Source organism: Nostoc sp. KVJ20 (assembly GCF_001712795.1).
In the GTDB taxonomy this organism is placed as follows: Bacteria; Cyanobacteriota; Cyanobacteriia; order Cyanobacteriales; family Nostocaceae; genus Nostoc.
In genome coordinates, this window is the sequence record NZ_KV757624.1 from 1 (window position 1) to 22,165 (window position 22,165).

General features: G+C 41.4%; 16 protein-coding genes. 10 read left to right on the forward strand and 6 right to left on the reverse strand.

Annotated features, from left to right (window positions below; genetic code table 11):
* Positions 1–480: 480 nt before the first annotated feature.
* Positions 481–1,572 (reverse strand): alanine dehydrogenase, encoded by a 1,092-nt coding sequence (gene ald / locus A4S05_RS17145; RefSeq protein WP_069071012.1) that lies wholly within the window; start codon positions 1,570–1,572, stop codon positions 481–483.
* A 436-nt stretch (positions 1,573–2,008) separates the two neighbouring features.
* On the opposite strand from ald, the gene A4S05_RS40340 reads away from it, so the two are divergent.
* The 6 genes from A4S05_RS40340 to A4S05_RS17170 all read left to right on the forward strand — a co-directional run bounded on the left by A4S05_RS40340 (position 2,009) and on the right by A4S05_RS17170 (position 8,286).
* Positions 2,009–2,179: a chlorophyll a/b-binding protein gene (locus A4S05_RS40340; RefSeq protein WP_012410338.1), complete on the forward strand. Its 171-nt coding sequence runs from the start codon at positions 2,009–2,011 to the stop codon at positions 2,177–2,179.
* 364 nt (positions 2,180–2,543) lie between these two features.
* Positions 2,544–2,837 (forward strand): hypothetical protein, encoded by a 294-nt coding sequence (locus tag A4S05_RS17150; RefSeq protein WP_069071013.1) that lies wholly within the window; start codon positions 2,544–2,546, stop codon positions 2,835–2,837.
* A gap of 136 nt (positions 2,838–2,973) precedes the next feature.
* Positions 2,974–3,981 carry a WD40 repeat domain-containing protein gene (locus tag A4S05_RS17155; protein ID WP_069071029.1) on the forward strand — a complete coding sequence of 336 codons (1,008 nt, stop codon included), beginning with the start codon at positions 2,974–2,976 and terminating at the stop codon, positions 3,979–3,981.
* 828 nt (positions 3,982–4,809) lie between these two features.
* Complete coding sequence (locus tag A4S05_RS17160; RefSeq protein WP_069071014.1) at positions 4,810–5,862, forward strand: permease; 1,053 nt, start codon at positions 4,810–4,812, stop codon at positions 5,860–5,862.
* 63 nt (positions 5,863–5,925) lie between these two features.
* Positions 5,926–6,699 (forward strand): TIGR03943 family putative permease subunit, encoded by a 774-nt coding sequence (locus A4S05_RS17165; RefSeq protein ID WP_069071015.1) that lies wholly within the window; start codon positions 5,926–5,928, stop codon positions 6,697–6,699.
* Positions 6,700–6,786: 87 nt separating this feature from the next.
* On the forward strand, positions 6,787–8,286 hold the full coding sequence (locus A4S05_RS17170) for an Ig-like domain-containing domain (RefSeq protein ID WP_069071016.1): 1,500 nt from the start codon (positions 6,787–6,789) through the stop codon (positions 8,284–8,286).
* Between the two features lie 233 nt (positions 8,287–8,519).
* Here A4S05_RS17170 and A4S05_RS17175 read toward each other — a convergent pair whose 3' ends face one another.
* From A4S05_RS17175 to A4S05_RS40345, 4 genes are all read right to left on the reverse strand, one after another.
* Positions 8,520–9,371 carry a sulfite exporter TauE/SafE family protein gene (locus tag A4S05_RS17175; RefSeq protein WP_256091011.1) on the reverse strand — a complete coding sequence of 284 codons (852 nt, stop codon included), beginning with the start codon at positions 9,369–9,371 and terminating at the stop codon, positions 8,520–8,522.
* Positions 9,372–9,537: 166 nt separating this feature from the next.
* The gene (locus A4S05_RS17180; protein ID WP_084227139.1) at positions 9,538–10,917 is read right to left on the reverse strand and encodes a sulfite oxidase; all 1,380 of its coding nucleotides are present in this window, start codon (positions 10,915–10,917) and stop codon (positions 9,538–9,540) included.
* A 308-nt stretch (positions 10,918–11,225) separates the two neighbouring features.
* A complete protein-coding gene (locus A4S05_RS17185) occupies positions 11,226–12,680 on the reverse strand; it encodes an aminotransferase class V-fold PLP-dependent enzyme (protein WP_069071017.1) in 1,455 nt (484 codons plus the stop codon).
* A gap of 445 nt (positions 12,681–13,125) precedes the next feature.
* A complete protein-coding gene (locus A4S05_RS40345) occupies positions 13,126–13,323 on the reverse strand; it encodes a hypothetical protein (protein ID WP_141699735.1) in 198 nt (65 codons plus the stop codon).
* Positions 13,324–13,690: 367 nt separating this feature from the next.
* On the opposite strand from A4S05_RS40345, the gene A4S05_RS17190 reads away from it, so the two are divergent.
* Positions 13,691–15,214, forward strand: coding sequence for a hypothetical protein (locus A4S05_RS17190; protein WP_069071018.1), 1,524 nt, complete (start codon positions 13,691–13,693; stop codon positions 15,212–15,214).
* 333 nt (positions 15,215–15,547) lie between these two features.
* On the opposite strand, the gene A4S05_RS17195 is transcribed toward A4S05_RS17190, so the two are convergent.
* Positions 15,548–17,692, reverse strand: coding sequence for an NAD(P)/FAD-dependent oxidoreductase (locus A4S05_RS17195; RefSeq protein WP_069071019.1), 2,145 nt, complete (start codon positions 17,690–17,692; stop codon positions 15,548–15,550).
* A gap of 161 nt (positions 17,693–17,853) precedes the next feature.
* On the opposite strand from A4S05_RS17195, the gene A4S05_RS17200 reads away from it, so the two are divergent.
* The 3 genes from A4S05_RS17200 (at position 17,854) to A4S05_RS17210 (ending at position 22,151) form a co-directional block, all read left to right on the forward strand.
* A complete protein-coding gene (locus A4S05_RS17200; RefSeq protein WP_069071020.1) occupies positions 17,854–18,087 on the forward strand; it encodes a hypothetical protein in 234 nt (77 codons plus the stop codon).
* Positions 18,088–18,920: 833 nt separating this feature from the next.
* Positions 18,921–21,851: a tetratricopeptide repeat protein gene (locus A4S05_RS17205; RefSeq protein ID WP_069071021.1), complete on the forward strand. Its 2,931-nt coding sequence runs from the start codon at positions 18,921–18,923 to the stop codon at positions 21,849–21,851.
* Between the two features lie 48 nt (positions 21,852–21,899).
* The gene (locus A4S05_RS17210) at positions 21,900–22,151 is read left to right on the forward strand and encodes a hypothetical protein (protein ID WP_141699737.1); all 252 of its coding nucleotides are present in this window, start codon (positions 21,900–21,902) and stop codon (positions 22,149–22,151) included.
* Positions 22,152–22,165 lie beyond the last annotated feature (14 nt).

The window sequence follows — 22,165 nt, forward strand, 5'->3', positions numbered from 1 at the left end:
ACTTGGGTTAATAGGGATTTTGATTAATTGCAATATTCCCGGCAATATAGGGATAGTCAAAGCCAAAATAGTTTCAATCCCTAATAGGGATTTTGATTAATTGCAATGAGAACCAAAGGAGGCGCTAATATGCACATTAAAAGTTTCAATCCCTAATAGGGATTTTGATTAATTGCAATCGCTGGCGTCCAAAAGCCTTGCTGTATTTGGTTTTCAAGGTGCAGTTGCGCGAATGAGTGAATCATAGCACAGGGAATAGTCATAACACAAGATACAAATCGCTGAAAACCAGTCCCCATAAGGTGCGCGGATGGTTTAAAAGTACCATTGCCCTCAAAGCCTTGTATAGATGGAGCATACAGGTTTTTTTGCCCCATCTCATTTTGTACACCTACCCATCCGCGCATTAAGCAAGAAAATTAGTCTAACCAGCGATCGCTACCACTATAAAAATAAGCGATCGCCTAGCACTTGCAAACCTTAATTTACCAAATCAGGGAATACCTCTTGCACAGCCGGATGCACTAAATGATGATTCCGCACGTTCACACCCTTAGCTAATGCTGGGTTAACTTCCAGTGCCATAATTCCCAAATTTGCCAACTGGACAACATAAGGTAATGTACTATTATTAAGTGCCTGAGTTGCTGTCCAAGGTACTGCTCCTGGCATATTGGGAACGCCATAATGCACCACGCCCTCTTCAATGTATACCGGATTAGTGTGGGATGTGGGATGTAAGGTTTCTATGCAACCACCTTGGTCAACGGCTACATCAACTATTACAGAACCAGGACGCATTTGTTTGACCAATTGGCGAGATACTAATATTGGCGCTCTGCGTCCTAACACTAAAACTGCACCGATGAGCAAATCTGCTTCAATGACTGCGGCTTCAATATGGGCTGAGTTGCTGTAAAGCAATTCGACTCTAGAGCCAAATAAGGTTTCTAAATAAGATAAGCGCTCGACGCTCACATCTAAAATCTGGACGCTAGCACCCATACCCACGGCAATTTTAGCTGCTTCTGTGCCGACAACGCCGCCACCTAAAATTACTACTTTGCCCGGTTTCACACCAGGTACACCACCCAAAAGTACGCCTCTACCACCTTGCTGACGTTCTAGGAATCTGGCCCCAAATTGTACTGCTAGCCGACCGGCAATTATGCTCATGGGCGTGAGCAAGGGTAGTTTGTTAGCACCAGGTTGTTCTACAGTTTCGTAAGCGATCGCACAAGTGCCACAATCAATTAAATGCTCTGTCAATTTGCGATCGGCTGCTAAATGTAAATAAGTAAATAATATCTGCCCTTTCTGCAAAAATTTATACTCAGATGTCAGCGGCTCTTTAACTTTAACAACCAATTCTCTATTCCAAGCTGTTTCTGACGTGGGGACAATCTCGGCTCCAGCACTTTTGTAGTCGTCATCAGAGAATCCAGCACCATTACCTGCTTGCGTCTCGACGAAGATGCTATGACCATTTTCTCGCAGCACCCGCACGCTAGAAGGACTTAAACCTACACGAAATTCTTGATCCTTATTTTCCTTGGGAACGCCGATTTCCATATATCGCCTCTGATATTTTTTTTGTTTAACTGTAGCCTGCCAATCTCAAGCTTGCTACTTCTGTCTTGCTACTTCAGTATTAGAGATAGCTGTATTAGAGATAGCTAATCTCTGTTCTAAGTTTCTCAATTCAATCTGAGTAGCCCAAACTCTTGCCCTTGACTATTGCCCCAGTATTTATACAATATATAAAGAATAGTAACAATTTATTAAAAGACCGATTGTATAGCTCCCGACTAGGAAGCTATTGCTGAATTTCTCAAGTCATCTTGGTATTCAAGCACTGCAATCAGCTTTTAAGCTACCAAGTGTAAGGTAAAAGTTAAGGGGAAAAACGAATCTATTCCTTTAACCTTTACCGCTTATCACCACTTTCCCCGACTTCTGCTGCGAAGTCTGATATCATGTCCCGTTTGCCGAAAAAGGTTTCTTAAAAATGACACAAACACAACCAACGATTACACCTAAACTAGAGGAGCCTAAGTTTGGCTTTAACGAATATGCCGAACGCTTGAATGGTCGAGCTGCAATGATTGGCTTCGCTTTGATGTTAGTGATTGAATATGTCACCAATCAAGGGGTGCTATCATGGCTGGGTCTGAAGTAGTGCCATCAACAAGCACGATATTGAAGTTGTAAGCTAGTAATTAAAAGAGTTTCAACCAGCTGGAACAACCAGTTGGTTTTGACTTTAACAATTGATAGCCAAGTACTTCACCCTCGATACTTTAATTAGACTTATTTATAAATAATTGACCTAGAATGTAAGCAAGAGAGGAATGGAAATACCTATTAGTGATTGAAATATCATAGACTTGCAACTAATATATGCAAGGCAATTAATGAGTAAACTTCCTCCCCTACTAAAGAAAATCATAATTAATCCCTGCCTTCGATGAGAAAGGCAAATGACGGGTGAGGTATTCTGGGTAAATATACACAAAAGGTGAACTGGAACCAACCAAGCTGTGATGAATGCTGTATTACCTCGTTTTTTGAAGTCAACTTACCGAAAAGAGCCAATAGTCAGTGTATTGATGACGATGGGCGTTATGGATGCCCTGATTGGCGGTTTGAATGATAGCTGGTCATTGTTCGCTTTTGGTTTGGGAACAGCAGGGATAGCGCTCGGCTTTAAGTTGTGGCGTGTCCAGCAGCGTCGTCCCTTACCAGAGGAACGCGTAGTGCAACATTATTTGCCCTCTCGTTCTTCTAGTCCGCCTTTACCAATGTTAAGCATTTCTAAGAAAAAACCACCTCTTTAGGATATGCAGAGTTATTGATGAAATAACTCTGCAAAATGTATTGGGGTAAACGTATCTATAAAAGTGAGGAAAAAGAGTGAGTAGTGAGGGAAGAGGTGGGGGTAATTTTCTGCGTCCGTATATTATCCTGGCATTTATGGCAGCTGTTGCCCTTCCAGTGACTACCTGGGGAGGGTTTTACATTCATCAAGCTCATGCTGCCGTTGAAGTAACGCCAAATTCCCAACCTACCAGCAGCTTTGGTAATGCCCAATTACTTTACACACTCAAAGGACATAAAGGAACCGTTAAATCCCTCGCTTTTAGTCCAGATAGCAGAATACTTGTGAGTGGAGGTGCAGAAAACGAGGGTATAATTCGCCTCTGGAATTCAGCAAACGGCAAAAAGTTGGCGGATATTAACAAAGCACACAAAACATCTGTAGAATCTTTAGTGATTTCGCCAGATGGTCAAACCCTCGTTAGCTGTAGTAATGACAACACGATTAACCTCTGGAGCCTGAAAAATTTTAAATTTAGCCGCTCTTTTGTCGGACATACCAGTAACGTCTTATCTTTAGCGGTGTCTCCTGATAGTAAAGTTCTCATTAGTGGAGCTTTAGATGGGATTCGTATATGGGATTTGCTCCAGCAACGCCCTCTAGGAACTCTAGTACGCTTTGATAATTTGATTTATACCCTAGCTATTAGTCCAGATGGGCAGACCTTGGCTAGTGGTGATAATAAGGGTGTAATCAAGCTGTGGAATTTGAGTACTGGTCAATTAGTTAGTGAATTGCCAGCTCATTCTAATGGTGTTAGCGCTGTTATGTTTACACCAGATGGACAAACATTAGTTAGTGCAAGCCGCGATCGCACAGTCAAACTGTGGAATATTAATACTGGAGAAATAGTCCGTACCCTTACAGGACATAATAACTGGGTAAATGCGATCGCCATTAATCCCGATGGACAAACCCTTGCTAGTGCTGGCAGGGATGGGATTAAATTGTGGAATTTAACTACAGGCGAGTTGGTAAATACACTAAGTGGACATACAGACTGGGTAAGTGCGATCGCTTTTAGTCCAAATGGTAAAATTCTTGCCAGTGGTGGATTTGACCAACAAATCAAGATTTGGGGAATTCCACCAAAACGTAAATAATCACGATGCTACAAAATAATCGTGAATTAGTGAAGTAGATCCCCGATTTCTTAAAGAAGTCGGGGATCTAAATTGTCTTATATAGCCCAATACGGTTCAGATAAGACCAAAATACTTGTAGAGACGGCGATTTATCGCGTCTAGAAAACCCACAATTTTGTACACTTAGCCCTTAACTGAACCATATTGTTATATAGCCGTAGCCACATAGGTTAGGACATTTTGAAAACCCCAAGGCTAGGAATAGTAATACTTTTACCTCCTGCCTCCAGCCTTCTGCCTTCTGCCTCCAGCCTCCAGCCTCCTGCCTCCTGCTATATTTTGTGTTTGCTAAACTGTGGTCTTGCATTTTTAGAGTTTTTATAGTAAAAAATCAACCAAAGCTCAGATCAGATTTTGCCATAACTAGCCAAAATCAATGAACGTAACAACCAACAGCGATGCCTACGACGGGCTACGCCTACCGCAAATGTTCAATAACTGTAAATACTTGATGAAAATACAGCCAAGCTAATATCTTATCCAGCAAATTACTGTAAGTATAAACATAGGTAACTTAAAATAATCTATGCAGCTACTTGCCCTCTAGATCGGAACAATTTCTGAACTTAGACAATCTTAGAAATGGTCATCGTCAGTAAATGCACTCAGGTAAAAATTACTATCTTGCCTAAAGCAAAGGTTTGTAGCGTTTAAGCGCTATTTGAAACGTAGGATAACTTGCTACTTAAATGATGTTTAATTTTCCCGAACTGCTTTTGATCCCCATTTCGATAGAATGACTAGGCAGAACCCTAAAACTAAAAACCGCTTTTGACTGCGACGCCCATGAATCAATTGAACAATGGTTTTACGCTATTTTTAAGTCTGCTAGTCGAGGCGATGCCTTTTTTGCTTCTTGGGGTTTTATTCTCCAGTTTGCTGCTATTTTTTGTTGATGAGCGCAAATTAGTAGAAAAAATGCCCACAAATCCGCTGCTGGGTGCTTTAGTTGGCAGCATGATCGGCTTTTTATTTCCGGTGTGTGAGTGCGGGAATGTACCAGTAGCGCGGCGGTTCTTAATGCAGGGAGTACCCACACCAGTCGCAATTGGTTTTTTGCTCGCAGCACCAACAATTAACCCAATTGTAATTTGGGCAACTTGGACAGCATTTCGAGATCAGCCCGAAATAGTGGTCTTACGAGTCGTATTTTCTTTATCCATTGCCACAATTATCGGTTTTGTTTTCAGTTTTCAAAAGGACTTAAATCCCATAGTCCAACCTGCGATCGCTCGTTATTTGAAGTATAATCCACCCGCACAACCTGAAACCAAACGCCGTGGTAAGCGTTATCAAGTACAACAGGAAGCACCTGTACCGAATCTCTTGCAATCCGGGACTTATATCTTAGGAGGAAAAGCAGGTATACCTCTGCGGATAGATCCTAATTTAGTACCGCCTACCTTAATCTCTACAGCCAGTAAACCGCTTGGAGATAAACTGCGCCTAGTGGTGGATAATAGCATCCAAGAATTGCGAGAATTGGGCGGAGTGATGATTTTAGGAAGTGCGATCGCTGCGGCTATTCAAGTCCTAGCCCCCCGTGACTTAATCCTCAGTTTGGGTGCTGGGCCTATTACCTCAATTCTGGTGATGCTGATATTAGCAGTAGTAGTGTCAATTTGTTCTACAGTCGATTCTTTCTTTGCTCTATCTTTCGCCTCAACCTTTAGCAGTGGTTCATTGTTGGCATTTCTCGTCTTTGGGCCAATGATTGACATCAAAAGCGTTGGTTTGATGTTATCTATTTTTAAACCCAAAACTATCTTTTACTTATTTGCCATAGCAGCACAGTTGACATTTTTGTTCACTCTTTTCCTGAACTTGCACGTCTTTTAATAAATTATTAGTCATTTGTCCTTTGTTAATGACTAATGACTAATGACCAATGACTAATAACCAATGACTAACAAAAATCCCAAATCTAAAATCCTAAATCTGTTACTCCCTTGGCTGGATGCCCTAGCAATTACAGCTTGGGGTGTTTTGATGTTGAGATATTGGCAAACTAACAAGCTTAACCTATTGATTCACCCAAATTTCTTTGGGTTAGTGATTGTGGCTGGTATCGGCTTCATCATTATTGGTTTATTCAAGATGCAGGAACTTTGGAAACGGCGTCGCCGTGATGTGACGCCAAACATGCAGCATATTAGTTTATTTCCCCCTGGTTGGGGCAGTGCTTTTTTGTTGATTACAGTGATTCTGGGTTTTATTATTACACCGCAAGTTTTTGCTAGTGATAAAGCACTCCAAGGGGGTGTGACTACTGATTTATTGGGAAGCACACGTGTTAAACCTCAAGCCTTTCGGGTGACTGTTCGTCCAGAGGAGCGATCGCTCGTAGACTGGGTACGCACCCTCAACGTCTATCCAGAACCAGATGCATATACAGGGCAAAAAGTCAAGGTGCAGGGATTTGTGATCCACCCACCCGATATAGGAAAAGAATATTTGTTTTTAGCACGATTTGTCCTAACTTGCTGTGCAGCAGATGCTTACCCTGTGGGATTGCCCGTTAAACTACAAAATAATCAAGAGCGTTACCCCGCTGATACCTGGCTGGAAGTCGAAGGACAAATGGTGACAGAAAGTTTGGGAGATAAACGCAAACTTACCATTGCCGCTACCTCTCTCAAAAAGATTCCTCAACCGGAGAATCCTTATAGTTATTAGTCATTTGTCATTAGTCCTTTGTCATTTGTGGATGACTAACGACCAATGCCCAATGCCCAATGCCCCATGCCCAATGCCCAATAATCAATGACTAAATCTAAAGCATTTATTCAACCACTGGATCGGATAGCGATCGCACTAATGCTACTGCTGAGTGTGTTGATTGGGTTACTCATATTGCAAGGTGATGTGGTAACTGCTCGTGTCCGGGAATTTACCTGGCAAAATCAACAAATTGGGGCAGAAGATAACTCCTTCACTCTCACCTTTAGCCGCCCAATGGAAGTAAAAAGCGTAGAGGAGAACTTAAAAATTGAGCCACCTCTAGCAGGTAAATTCAGTTGGGCAGGGCGGCGGATGGTTTATACGCTGGTGACACCAGCACCTTATGGCACGAATTATAAAGTGCAGTTACAGGGAGCCAAAGATAAGTTTGCCCAGCAAGAAGGCAAAAATCGGGTGATACAGGCCTTTACAGGTAGCTTCCGCACACGCGATCGCGTCATCCTTTACATCGGAACCAATCAAGAAGAACAGGGAAGATTAGTTCTTTACAACTTAACCGAAGAGCAAAAAAGGGTACTTACCCCCAAAGATTTGGTAGTAATGGACTTTGAATCGTTTCCTGACGGCGAGAAAATTTTATTTTCTGCTCGCACCAGCAACAACCAAGACTTACTTTCAGCCCAGCTGTACACAGTGACAACAGGCGTTTCTGGTAAATCTGGAGAAGAAGTAGAACCAGCAGGTAGAGTTGACCTGATTTTAGATAGTAAAGATTATCAAAATCTCAAATTTGACTTATCACCTGATGGGGAAACTATTGTCATCCAGCGGGGAAACAAAACTAATCCCGGCGACTTTGGACTATGGTTTATGCCAGCAACCAGCGACGGTTCAGCAGAAAAACCCACCCCTAAACGTCTGCAAAGCCAACCTGGGGGAGACTTTATGATCACACCCGATAGTCAAGCCGTAGCAGTTGCTCAAGGACAAGGGGCAGCAATTCTACCACTGCAAGGTGATGCTAGTAAACCCCTAGATTTTCTGCCGCAGTTTGGTTTGGTACAGGCTTTCTCCAAAGATGGCTCTCAAGCCGCGATGGTAAAGTTTAATACAGATTACACACGAGATTTGTTTTTAGTGACAAACCAAGGTGTGCAGAAACAACTATTAAAAACTACAGGCTCAATTCTCAGCTGCCAATTTGACATTGCCTCACCCACTCTCTACTGCTTGCTAACACAGCTAGTATCCAAGGAACAATATATAGAACAGCCTTATGTGGTGGCAATTGATCTGAAAAGCGGACAACAAAAACCACTGCTAGTACTGCCTCCCGCTCAACGGAATGTGCAAATGAGTTTATCTGCCGACGGTTTGGGCTTGTTATTTGACCAAGTAGTACCGCAGACAAATCCCCCAGCATCATTGCCCCCCAACACTTTGAAAACTGATGATGGAGATGCGATCGATACCAGTAGCCTGTGGTTAATGCCTTTGTTACCCATCGCCGATGCTGCGACAGTTGAAATTAGACCAGAACAACTTCCCTTAGCTGGGTTTCATCCCCGGTGGCTACCTTGACGAAGGAGGCAGGAGAGGAGGGTCTTAAACCTGGATTTCTCACTTGTGAGAAATCCAATAAGTGTGGGGAGTGTGGGGAGATAGAAAAAGCAACAAACCTCCCACACTATGAGTGAGAAATCCGGGTTTAACCCTTACTTCTGACAGTATTTAGAAGGTTCGGGCATTTATGAAGAAGGGAGAAATCTCTCCTACTCCTGACTCCTGAATTCTGTTCGATAAAGAGTTTTTAACTACGAACTAAGAATTCTCATGACTCTTTCTTGGTAAAAAGCTAACAAATTTTCATTTACTGGAGATTTTAAAACCATGAATTGATAATTTGTCCAAGCTTCCCAAAAAATATAAATTGATAGTATTCCTAAGAAGATGCGAAGTACTAAGCTTACTGTGGAATCTGGTAGTTTTGGTAATGTGCGAGTACTCATCTGAACGCCTAAAAGACCTCCACATCCCAAAACTATACCTTGAACAAATAGAATATTTCCCTCTAGTGTGTGTCCTGTGCAGGCAGCTAAAGCAGTTATGACAATTACACCCAAACTAGTTTGAATTGCTACTTTAATGTCTTCTCCTAATAGCAACATTTGCAGTGGCACCATAATTGTACCGCCACCTAAACCGAATAAACCTGCTAAAATTCCTGCTGCTCCCCCAGTGCCGATTTTAGAAACCAATGGGTTAAATGCTGGGGCTGTATCCTCTGTTTCCTTGAAGGCCAATTGCTTGCGAAGCTCAATCAGATAAATATTAGCAAGTAGTATGATACCAAATGTAAAAAGTATTATATAAGATGGAATTTTATTGGCGAAATATACACCTATTCCAGTAGTTAGAAAAGCTGGAATTCCTAAGTAAATTACTCGTTTAAAGTCAAAGTAGCCCATCCACCAATTTTGCAAACTTCCAGAAATTGAAGTAATCACAATAGCAAGGCTACTAGTAGCGATCGCCTGAACGGGAGTATAACCTAGTGTGACTAAAAGAGGAATTGTGACAATACCGCCACCTATTCCTAAAAGTCCAGCTATGACTCCAGATATGAGACCCCCCGTCACTAAAATCAACCAACTATAATCAATCATAAATAGGTCTTTTTCTAGAGAACTGATAGTGCTGAGTAGGCATTGAGCATCAACAAATGACTAATGACTAATGACTAATGACCAAGCCCCGTTGGGGCGGGAGTAGGGAGTAGGGAGTAGGGGAAAAACTAGCCCCAACAACCAGCTTCGTTACAAGCCCCGTCTTTCAAGACGATAGCATTGGTCGGGGTTTCAAGCCCCGACCAATGCCGTCTTCCCTACTCCCTACTCCCTGTTCCCTACTCCCTGTTTGTTGACTAACTCCCTGTACTGTCACCGGATGGCTAACAATGCCTCCGTATAGCAATCCAGAATCATTCCACGGAACTGTAGTCGGTTGTGTATTACCTAAGTTGTCAGTAGCACGAGCTTGGAGAAAATATTCCCCAGGAATTGGGTTCCATTCAATGTCCCAGCGTACCCATGCAAATGGAAAGTTTGGTTCTCTCAGTCGTGCAAATTGCCAAGTTTTACCGCCATCTAGGCTAACTTCCACACGGACAATCTTTCCTTTCCCAGACCAAGAACGTCCACGCAGCAAGTGAGTTCGAGCCGAAAGCGTAGCGGGCCAAGCCAACTCGAAAGCGCTTTTAACATTTTGGTAGGTAATCAGCTTACCTTTATATGGTGCGATCGCTGGATAATCTGCACCAACCAGCACCATTTGCTCTGTCACCCACTGGGTATATATCGGTGTTTCCGAAACTTCAATCCGCTCAATCCATTTAACGTTGGCGTTTCCTCCCCAACCAGGGAATAAGACACGGCAAGGCTGACCGTGATCTGGAGGTAATGCTTCTCCATTCATTGCATAGACAACGAGGGAATTATCTGCTAATGCCTTACTAATTGGAACTACATTGCTGAACTTGGATTTATTCGTCCCCTTTGAGTCCAGCGAATCCACATCTGCACCCTCAACTAGTACATCTTTCGCTGTGGTTTTCAATCCAGCTCGCTCTAATAACATACCAAGCGGTACACCAGTCCACTCAGCTACGCCAATAGCTCCAAGTCTCCATTTTGCTCCAGAGAGTGGTGTGTTGTAAGCCTCTTCAAAGAAGCGCCGACCATTAGCAGCACACTCAATGGCACAAGTGACTGAGATGGACGGCATCGCAACGATTTCATCGTAAGTGAACTCGCAGGGGGCAGAAACGCCAGTTCCGTGAATCTGCAAACGCCATGTAATCGGGTCAAAAGGGGGGGGTGTATGGCGGTTGTGAACATAGAACCAATCATTTGGTACTAAATAACCACGCCCATACATCGCTTCCCAATTCATCTCTAATGTGCCTTTGCTATGAGAGATATACCCTGGTGGCAATGGCTTAAGTATTTTGCTGCCTTTAGTTTTAATAGCTGCCTGACTATGAGCCGGTGCGGGTTTAGCTAATCCTCCAATGGCTGTTGCGCCAACCATAGTGGCTAGTATTTTCAGAAAGTGCTGGCGCGAAATACCTGCATCTGTACTTTTTTGCCAGATGCACTGATCAACCCGTGCCTGTAGATAATCCTCTTGGTCAAAGAGGTTTTCATCGCTCAAGCTATTACCCCCTTTTAATTCGTAATTCGTAATGACGCTCCTGCGTCGCTAACGCTGCGCTAACGTAATTCGTAATTAAGACACAGAAAACTAAGGAGCAGGAAGAGATGAGGAAGAATTATTGAACAAGCTTCTTACTTGTCTCTTTCCAATGCCCCATGCCCCATGCCCTAAAAATACTAGTAGTTCGCCAAGTGAACTTGGCTCTTTAAAGGGGAAGGGGGAATGGGTAAAGGGTTTAAATCCCTTACCCTTTTCCCTTTCCCCTTTCCCCAGTCCTCACTTAGCATTTTTGGGTTGGCAGACTACTAGCTGTCTATCGCTGTCCAAACACCAGTTGTCTGATCTTGTGTGTAGTTGGGCAAATAATGAGTCAATCCGTTTTTAGCTATTTGAGCGATCGCATCTATAAAGCGATCGCAGTCTTCCAATGTATTATATACAGCAAAGCTGGCTCGGATAATACTAGGAATGTTGCGCGTAATTCCTCTGTCTACTTCCTTGGCAATCTCACAGTCTTGCTCGTCTGAAATATTCTTGAGCTTGCGAATGTATTCATAAGTGCAGAAAGCCCCAGCCCGAACCCCAATGCCGTATTCTTGTGCCAGAATTTCTGCCACTAAGCGTCCATCAAACCCATCAATATCAAAGGGAATAACATGGGCTAAGTTATCTCCGGGAATATGTACTTTGACCCCAGGAATCAGCCCCAGCCGTGTATATGTGAATTCAACTAGAGAGTGTTCATACTGAGCAATGCGATCGCGCCCTAATCCTTCAATAATTTCAATTGCCTTGGCAATGGCGATCGCACCCATTGCGTTTGGTGTTCCGGGGTCATGGGCCCGTTCTGTATAAAAACGCTTGATTTCTAGATTTCTGGTGATATAAGGCAGGTTGCCACCCCCGATTTGATAAGGGTAGGAACTATCAAAAAATTCCTTTGGCCCCAGCAAAACCCCAGTTCCATAAGGCGCGTACATCTTGTGTCCAGAAAAAGCTACAAAATCTAAATGACATGGGTCATCATCTGCACCCATGTTTACTTGTTCATGCTGAATTAACTGACACACATCGGCAAATATCTTTGCACCATACCGATGTGCTAAAGCTGCAATTTCGTAAATCGGGGGTCTGTAACCTGTAATTGTCGAAGCACCTGTAATAGTTACTAACTTAATTTGCTCGGCTTCGGGGAGATTTTGGTGTGCCTTGAAGATATCTTCAATTTCTGTAACACTTACACTTCCATCCGGCTGGGTTCTGTACTGCACAACTTCATCTCTAGTGACCCAAGGTAGTAGGTTGGATGAATGTTCGATATCAGAAACTAAGATTTTCCCAGGTTTTTTTGCCCACAGTGTGGCGGCTCCGTTAATTGCTTCTGTTGTATTCTTCGCAAAGATTACATAGTTGTCTGAAGATGACCCTACAAAGTCCCGAATCACGTTCCGACTAGCGTCATATTCTCGTGTAGTTATGATGGACTTTTGCCCAGAACCTCGATGCACACTGCCATAAGTGTCAAGCATTTCGTCCACATGCTGCTTAAGGGTTGCAAAGGGAGTGGTTGTAGCTCCATTATCCAAGTTGACGTACTTGACATATTTTCCGTTAAGAGTTTTCACCTTAAAAGATAGAGATTCATCTGTGAATAACGGTCTGATTTCTTTATCCCAAAAACTGTCAAAATTTTCTGCAACCAGCGGTAATTGTGCAGTTTTTTGCTGTATATTTGCGCCCATTGCAAGTACGTCAGTCATCTTTAGCACCCCTATTTTAAATTTGGATTTTTTGGAAAAACCTAACTGCCACAACGCTTTATTTCGCGCCACATTTATATAAATAGGCAGTAATTATGGTCTTTATAACTACTTTATTGCTAGTGGAAAACTCGGTTAATACAATTATTCTTTAATAAGTCAATTAAAATTGATATCCGTATTAATACTTGATTAGGATAAAGTTTTTGCTAATAAATATACAATGTAAATAATATTGATAAGTAGTCAAGTATACTTTAGACAATTTTCTTGTACTCATTAAACAAACTTGACATATTGAAGGCAAGTTAATACAAAAAGCCCCTCACTAACTAAGGCTGGAATTGCTTGCTAGGGCTGTATTTACCGAGAAAAAAGCCCGTACCAAGTTGAAATTAGTCTTTAAAAAAAATTCATTATTTTACTTATATTATTTATTACCCTTTTAAGAAAAATTTATAAGTATATATTCGTATTTGTTATTATTTCCTAACATTGCAGTTATGGCAGAAGCTCTTAGTTGTTTGCCGACATTAAATAGCGATCGCTCAGATGACAGAATTATCATCGAATAGTAGATACTTGTACGGACATCTATCTTAAGTAAGAAATAAGTCAGTACAAATTGTGTTGAAGGAGACATTTTTGATTTGTGTCTTAAGACGGATGCGGTTGTAAAAAATAAACTATAAGGTGAGGCAGTTTTTCATGTAGAAAAATTTCATTAGCTAATAAAGTTTCGTTTTTAACGTATCGGGTTTCTTCTCCCTCCCACCTATCCTCGAAGGCGGCCCGAGTTCCCCTTCCACCTCTTCTTGACGGGGCAGAGCATCATAGTGTTATAACGGCATCAGTCTAGATACAAAATGGGGAACACCAATTGATGATTAATTGCTGGTGCTTGGAGAGAGTTAAACTTAGCTTCTAGAGCAAACCCTGATTAGACACAGTTGATAAGCAATGCTAATGCCAGCACTGCTGAATATTTTTAAGCGGGTGAGTCAAGAGTGATGAATGAAGCTGACACCTCAAACAAGGGGGCTGTGATGGAATCCCTAAATTCTGCTAATTCGCCACAATCAGAGCAGGCGAGTTGTCCCTTTTACTCAGTTGTGCCTAATGACAATATGACAGTTAGAAAACTGCCACTCCTCATGCCAGCTGAAGATACACAATTTTCACAAGATACCGCCCAGCAGGACTGGGTTGCAGAGCCTGAAAGCGGCAAACAAGCACTTATTGACTCGGAATTTCAAAACCTGCTGGCATTGAACGAAGAATTACGTGCAGCTAACAATAACTTGTATGAACAAGTAGAGCAGCTAAAAGACAACCTAACTGAGTCAGAAAAGGTTTTGCAGTGGCAGAAAACGCGTTCTAGCGTTAGTGAGTCGATGCTCAACCAACAGACTCAGGAACTAGCGGCGGCTCAAGAACAGATAAAGTCTCTATTTCAACAATTAGAAACTGCTGTACAAACTGTTCAACGCCAGGAAATTTTCATTGATACTTATAAAGCACAGTTACAAATTAGCCAACAACGCCTTGCCCAGCTAGAGCGAGAATGTACGTTGTTACACACTAACAATAGCGAACAATCCCAGCAGCTATTACAGTCAGAAACGGCTTGTCGGGAGTTACGTACTAGACTGATGCGACAACAACGCCAGACGTTGCAATTCAAAGCAGCTCTAGAAAAATGTTTAGATACATCGGTTCCTAGCTATGACTCCCTAGAGGATGCTGCAAAACATCCTAAAGATATAACTAGTGGACAAGGAAGATTCTCTAGAAAAGCTCGGTCTTTGTTTCCGAATGCACATCCAATTCAACCTTGGTCAGCAGAATCAGAATCTTTGACTGATAATCTAGATAATTCTTGGGGCGAACCCTCAGCACCAATCCCATTCCAAAGAAATGAAGCCACTCCGACGCCATCATCTCCTTGGAACTGGACAGTTAAGAAAGATACGCCAGCACCAACACAGCCAGGATCATCTCCAGACATTGATGATTCTTCAGATACAACGGAAGTTGTTTCACCTTTGGGTTCATCAAATTTAGATCAACAATTAGATAGTCTAATCCAAATGTTTTTTACTTCCCAGCCTACATCGGCATCACCACCACCTACTGCGACAACGGATGTAGGTGATGCGCCCATCTGGGAGACTTTAGCAACAATCTTAGAAGACGATGAAGAACTAGAAAATCCACAGAAGGAGCAGTTGGAGGCAGAAATAGATTCCCCTGCAACTACCTCTAATTCTTGGACGACGGATTCTGTGATTTCACCAGCCAATAACTTACCGATTTCCTCCACTCCACCTCACACCAAGACGCCTGTTGGAGAAACTGAAGACTACTGGTCAGAAGTTTCGCAATTGTCAGCAAGTGATTTGTCTTCAGAGTTATTAGGTGATAATACCAATGATGACAAGTCACCTTCACCAGTAGTTTATCCCCAGCGTCCACCCAAGGGGCGTAAGTCATTGGCATCTGTAGAACTGCCGAATTTTCGCCCCAAGAGTTAGGAGTTAGGAGTAATAAGTAATAAGTAATTAGGACTTACGCACTGTACAACTTAATCATGGTATGCATATACGAAAATGGGTCGTTTCAGCCTTTTATTAATCGTTCTTCGATGGTCATCTGTAGGGGTTTAGCAATGCTAAACCCCTACGACAGACGTGCTTTTTCAAAGAACCCATATTTGGTATTTTCTGTCAATGCGTAAGTCCTAGTAATAAGTAAATGCCCATTTCTGATCCACTATGAAACTCATTACTCCTTACTCATTACTCACTACTTATTACTTGATGAGTTAGGAGTTAGGAGTCAAGTGAGTAATGCCCCATACCCCATGCCTAATGACTAATTCTGACTTCTGACTTCGGAATTATGGCTTCTGGGTTGGATTTTACTACCTGAGAGTGCGATCGCGGTTTGCCTGTGGCGATCGCATAATTAATCGCCAACAGCCACAGCCACAAGCCTGGATTCCGGGGTTCTAGCCAAAAACCTACCCGATTCAAGAAGCGCGGCAACCACGGACTCAGCAAAGCGCTAATTAGGGCATGACGACCAAAGTTGAAATAACTACCAAGCCATCTGAGCAAATCCCTGGGGCCAGCAAGTTCCCAAATCCATAAAAGCAAGGCAGGATTTTTCCTAGCTGCTTTCAGTGCGAGGCGGTTAAAGGTTAACCAATCACACCGATCTTTGATGAAGTTATCTGCCACCTCTGGCGGTTCGTCTGCCAACAGCCCAAAAAAGGTGTTGAGCATGGAGTTAATCCGCTGGGGTGGTAAAAATTTCCCTGTGGGAACCATCATCCCTTTGGAAAATAGCCAAGTCACTGAAACGTTGCTTTGGTAAGCGCGTATTTGGTTCAAGTGGCGGAAACTCAACAAGTCATGTTTGAGGGCAGTATCCAACAGCGTTGTTAAGCGCTCTAAGTTGCGAACTAGGGAACCAAAACCGGTGAAAACGAGGGGAGATTGAAGTGATGCAGCATCACCGATCGCAATCAATCGATCAAAGGCAACTGTGCGATCGCGACTTCCCAGACTAAAATGCCCTGGTATATAGCCAAATGTCGGCTTCTTCCACACCAATTTGTCCATATCGCACCTGCGATACTCTGGCAAAATTGTGAAAAAGTCTTCGTACATCTCTAGCAAAGAACCGGGATTTTCAGCATTGACTTCGTGGTAATGAAATAAATAAATCGTCAGTTCATCATCTGCTGCGGGAAACAATTCCCAAATCAACTGCCTTCCCCGCGAAATATCCCCATGACTGTAAAGAACGTCCCCATATTGGGAATCCCATACTCCCGGCTCAAATCCGCTCTCAATTACCGCTCCCACTGTCGGACAGACACTATCAAAAGCACGACCACCATTTAATTGCCAAGCGATGGGAGACGCAGTTCCCATTGCATCTATTAGCAGTCGTCCACTTACTTGCTTCTCAGTCTGACTGGGCAAGTGCTTGACTTGCAAAACTACTTGTGATATATCAATATCTGCACGGATAAACTCTGTTTCATCCCAAATTTCACCGCCTGCCGCTTGCAGTTTTTGCCCACACATTTGGAGCCATTTTTCGGAATCTAAACCTAAATTTAGGACTGTGGGTGTGTGGAGGATGGGCGATCGCAGTTTGGCTGGATTATTAGCATCAAAAAACTTATTGAATCCGTCTTTGTATTCTCTGGCAATGATGGTTTCTAACTCAGCGGGGGTGACTAAACCCAGGTTAACCAAGCTTTGAATCTCATCGCGAGAAATATTCCATTCTCGGTTCATCCGTCCAAAGGGCATTCGTTCCACCAGCAGGACTTTATATCCCAGTTTTGCCATCAGTGCTGCATGGATTACGCCTAATGCGCCACCAATGTAAATGATGTCGTACTGGGGATTAGTAATTAGGGATTGGGTATCAGAATTACCTTTTTCCCTGTCCCCTGTCCCCTGTCCCCTGTCCCCTGGACTAGAAAACACAACTTGCCGGGGCTGCTGCGGATTCCGTACCCCTTCGCGCCATCGTTGTTCCCACCAGTAGGCACGCGTTAGATCATATTCACCGTTGGGCATTTTCTGAAAATACTTAACGGTGAGGGGGTAAGCAGAGCCTAGAGCTGCAAAAATCGATTGCTGGGATAAATCAATTGCTGGCGGTTCTGGGTAATGATGCGGAAAACGGCTTCTGATTTCTTTAGTCAGGCGTTGCAGGATTTCTCCCTCACTGGGAAAGGGTTGTTCTGCCCAACGAAACACTTTTAGATAGGTAGTTCGTTGCACCGACCAGACAAATACCGAAAGTTCCGCAGGTAAGTTTTCGGAAAGAGCCACTCCAGCAGTTGTAGTAGCACTGGGTATTTTGAGGCGAAAGCCTTCTGAGGTAAGCACTTTTTCTCCATTTCCGGGTTCAAAATCTGTTTGTAACCAGCTACGCACAGTTGCTATATCCGGAGTTGGAATTTCTAAATAAAGGATTTCTCTCATCTTTTCCTGACATCTCCCATCAATCTACTCACTAAGACAGATTTTATTAAGGCACGAAGTAATGTAAACTCCGCCCTAACTAGCTTCGTAAAGATTCAGTGAAGAAATTTTAAGAGTTTGTCAAATTTATTGTTCATTTTGTATTTCTGTAAACCCACGCCATGAATTATCCCATTCCAGACAGTCCCCAAGAAATTATTGACCTAAGACAACAGCCGATTGATGAAGAACTAGTTGCTAGTGCGATCGCTGGAGTTATTAAAATTGTCCGCGCTCAAGGTCAATCTTTGGAAGAATTAACCGCTCAGTTGCTAGCAGATGATTCACTGCTGGATCAGCAACAACGTCGCTGGTTGAGCCAATTAGTTGCTCAATCCTGGGAAAATTTCTCCTAAAACCTTGTATATGATAAAGTTTTTGTCGCAGCATTAGATTTCTAGGTCTGTACCTAAATGTTAGCGATGCCTGCGGCGGGCTGCGCCTACGCATTTTAGGTATAAAGTAACAATAATTGCCAGCATGGAATTGGCAATAGATTTGCTATTTTTGCATTTATGGCACAGCAGCCACTAAATTAACCATATCAGCACCGGGCACTAATCAGGAAAAAGGCGAAAGGTAAAAGTAATTACTTTTACCTTTTTAAATTGAGTTAGATTGCTTGAAAAAGAATTTTAGCTAAACCATTTCAGCTTATAGCGTTTCCTAATCACATGAGCTATGTAATAGTCCCCTCATTGCCTGCGGGGAGGGGGTTGGGGTGGTGTTCTTGTACCTCACCCAAGCGAGATTTCCTTAGATAAGCTTCGGAAAATGCTTATTAAGGCAAGTTTTATTTTTTACTTAATAATAAATAATTACCATACTTGAGGCTTTTTTGTGGTCTAAAAACCCATGCTTAATCACCTACGAAATTCGGGAAGCTCTTTTCCGAAATCTTATCAATTCATCTTGTGTAATATATTAATGTTTAAAAGAATTCAATATACTATTACGCAATAGCTGGCATTAAATAATACATAGTCATATATTGCAATCCAACATATAAATCCTATTTTATTTTGGAAAACACTCAGTACATATCTATTTTGTCTTGGCTGTTCAGAGTTCCCTCCCTAGACAAGTAAGTTCAAGAATAAAATTGGATTCTTATATAATATTTATGCCAGACTCACAGTTTCGACGAAATAACTCCCGACCTAAAAAGATATACAGTTTTTTCAAAAAGATGCAAAAGCTATCACTTTTCTCTATTACTTTTGCATACAATAGCGGAGTTGTTTTTTTGACAACACTTTACGCTATTGGCTTGAGCCTTGCAATAATCTTTTCTCTGACCAATAAGAATATTTTAGATATTAATAATAGTGGCTTTTATATAAGCTTTTTAGTTGTGATCATAGCAACAGTAGGAATATTTCCTGCTTCATATTTTGCTTATCTTTTTTATAGAAGAGAACGAACTCAAGCTGAACGTATTAAAAATGATTTAAAGCTATTAGGCTTGGTTACTGAAGATGAATATAATAATTTTGATCAGCTATATAAAACAGTTTACGATCCAATTCAGTTTGGAAGTTTTATACTTCTACTTACTTCAATATCAACACTTGTTCTGACAGTTTATTATATCAGTAAAGTAGAACCAGATAATCCAATTAAAAATTTACTTACTACTACTCAATTAGGAATAATTTTTTATTCTTTCTTAGGTGCTTATTTATTTGGAATTCGGCTTGTAATACGTCGTTACAATACATTTGACCTACAACCTCAAGTTTATGCCACTATCGTCCTACGTATTCTAGTTTCTGGAGCAATAGCATTTGGAATAGGGTTATTAATTGAACAAGGATATCTGATATCAGAAATGCCCCAGGAATCATTATCTCCTATTTCAAGCACTGCGAAGGTATCTGACAGTAGTATCGTACAACAACAAAATCCATCTTCTGAACAACAGATACCTGATAAAGATAAATCAAATATCAATCGGAAAAATGATTATGCAGAAAAACTTCTTCCGTGGCAGATATTAGCTTTTCTGATTGGATTTTTCCCAGAACAAGGTTTACGTTGGATTGTTCTTGTTGGTAAACGCGCTTTTCGAGATCCAACACTTTATCAATATAATGAGCTTCCTTTAAGAAAAATTTTAGGTATCAATGAATGGCATCAAGCGCGATTAGAAGAATTGGGAATTGATGATGCTCAAAGTTTAGCGACTGCTGATATTTCCAAACTGCTTTTAACTACCCAATTTGATACTATGCAAGTAATAAATTGGATTGACCAGGCAATCTTGCACATGAAAGCAGGAACAAGAGCTGAACAATTTATTGCGTTTCAAATTACAACATATCACGAGTTATATACTCTACTCAACCAAATAAAATTAAAAGTATACGAAGCAGAAGTGAAACAAGAAGGGAGAAATAATTATAGTCAAAATATTCCAAATGAAACTAAACAAAATCGAATAGATGAGAAACACAAGCTATTAGATATTTTAAATGAAATTAGTTCTCACGTTAAAGCAACGCCGAATAAAATTTCACTTCAAGAAGATTACAGCAAACTTTTAGTTGGATTAGGATTTAACTTAACAGAATTAGAACGTCTTTGTGATTACTCAAATTATCCTAATTATGTGCGGATAGAGGAGTATTACAAGAATCTTGAAAATATTACGCGTGAGCAAGCAAAGCGAGGGGCAAAGGAAATAATACGCTCTATAGATTTCGGTGGCGAAGTTGTTGATTTTACCAGAGGTAGTTATGGAGAAAGCTTAACTCCGCAGCAAAGAGAGGTAATTGAAAATCAAGTTAGTAGAATTTATGCTCAATTGCAATTCAGCCGTCCGACTCGTTCAACCGCTGAGGGATGGGTGCAATTGGGAATACGATATTATTTGCTCAATAAATTAGAGAATGCTCTAGAGGCTTATGAACGCTCTTTAAAAATTGACCTTCAAGTTGGAGCTTATATCGGACGGAGTTTGATATACATTGCTCTGGGAAATCAAGAAAGAGATCAGGGAAACTTGAAAGATGCCCTGAGAAAACAGAAGGAGAAAGAGAAAGAGGATCTGTTAAAACAGAAGCCAAATCAAGATATACCTGTAAATGCAATCAATGAAATCACAAAATTGCAAAATGAAATCATATTTCATCATACCAACGCTCAAAATTATTATGAAAAAGCTATTTCTGACAACACATTTGCTATCAGAATAGTGCCTTATAATGCAGACGCATTTAATAATCGTGCAGTAGCTTACATGGAACAAGGTAACTTCATTACAGCCTTGGAAAATCTTGAAATAGCTTTACAGCATAATGATAGCCTTGCTACTGCTTACTACAATCGAGGAACAATTAGAAACACTCTAGGAACATCAGAAAAGAATTTTATAGAAGCAGCTTTTGACCTGGAACGGGCGTATTTATTAGGTTATCGTCCTGCTGCACTATGGGCAACTTGGGGATTAGTCTTGCTTAACACAGGGCATTATCAAAAGGCAGTTGAAAAAATTAGTCAAGCTATTGCTCTTAGCGATGAAAATCCCGCACTACACTATGCGCGACGGGGGTTTGCTTATGTAGAATTGAGCAAGGAAGCGAAAGTGCAAAAGTTAAATTATTCCTCGGAATATGCCAAGCAAGCTAGTCGTGATTTTGATAGAGCCATTGAACTGTCTCCAGAGCTTACTATCACTTATATTCACTATGGGTATCTCAAGATATTTGAAGGGAAATACGACAAAGCTATTGATTACTACAAAAAAGCAATTGAGCAAGGAGCTAAAGATTACATAATCTACGCAAATCTAGCTGAAGTTTATTTTCAATGGGGGCAATTTAAGAACACAGGAATGACTGAGGATAATACAGTTGCCAAACAGGATTATGAAGAATCCATAAAAAACTATGAAAAAGCAATTGATCTAGGAGATAAAAGACCCGAAACCTTCTTCAATTTAGCAGTGGCATATTATATTACTAACAATATAGACAAAGCAAGAGAGAAGGCCTTAGAATCTGATAGAATAGTAAGTGAAATGACATCTTTGGAATCTTCTAGATATAGCTATCTCGTAGAGATTAACCAACTCAAAGTAGAAGTTTCTGATTTTCTAAAGGGACTTCCAAAGGATTGAGTCATTTAAGTATATTCAATTTGTAATGAAAAGCGAAGATTTGTAGTCATGAACATCACAATGTATTCTCCCAATAGTGCCCAAAAAGAAGATATAAGCGAAACAGATCCATCAATAAGCATGGGAATTAATATCTATAATCTTCCTCGTGAAAGTTGTGATAGCAAACGATCCTCTGTAAAGATGCCATACGGGGTTTATTTTGGTGGAGATATTTCTACAGGAGGTGGAGAGCCTGTTGGAGTTAAGAGATGGGTTGCTAATTGGCGCGATATAGAAGGGAGCAACGCAAAAAAATGAAGTTCAGTTTTTGC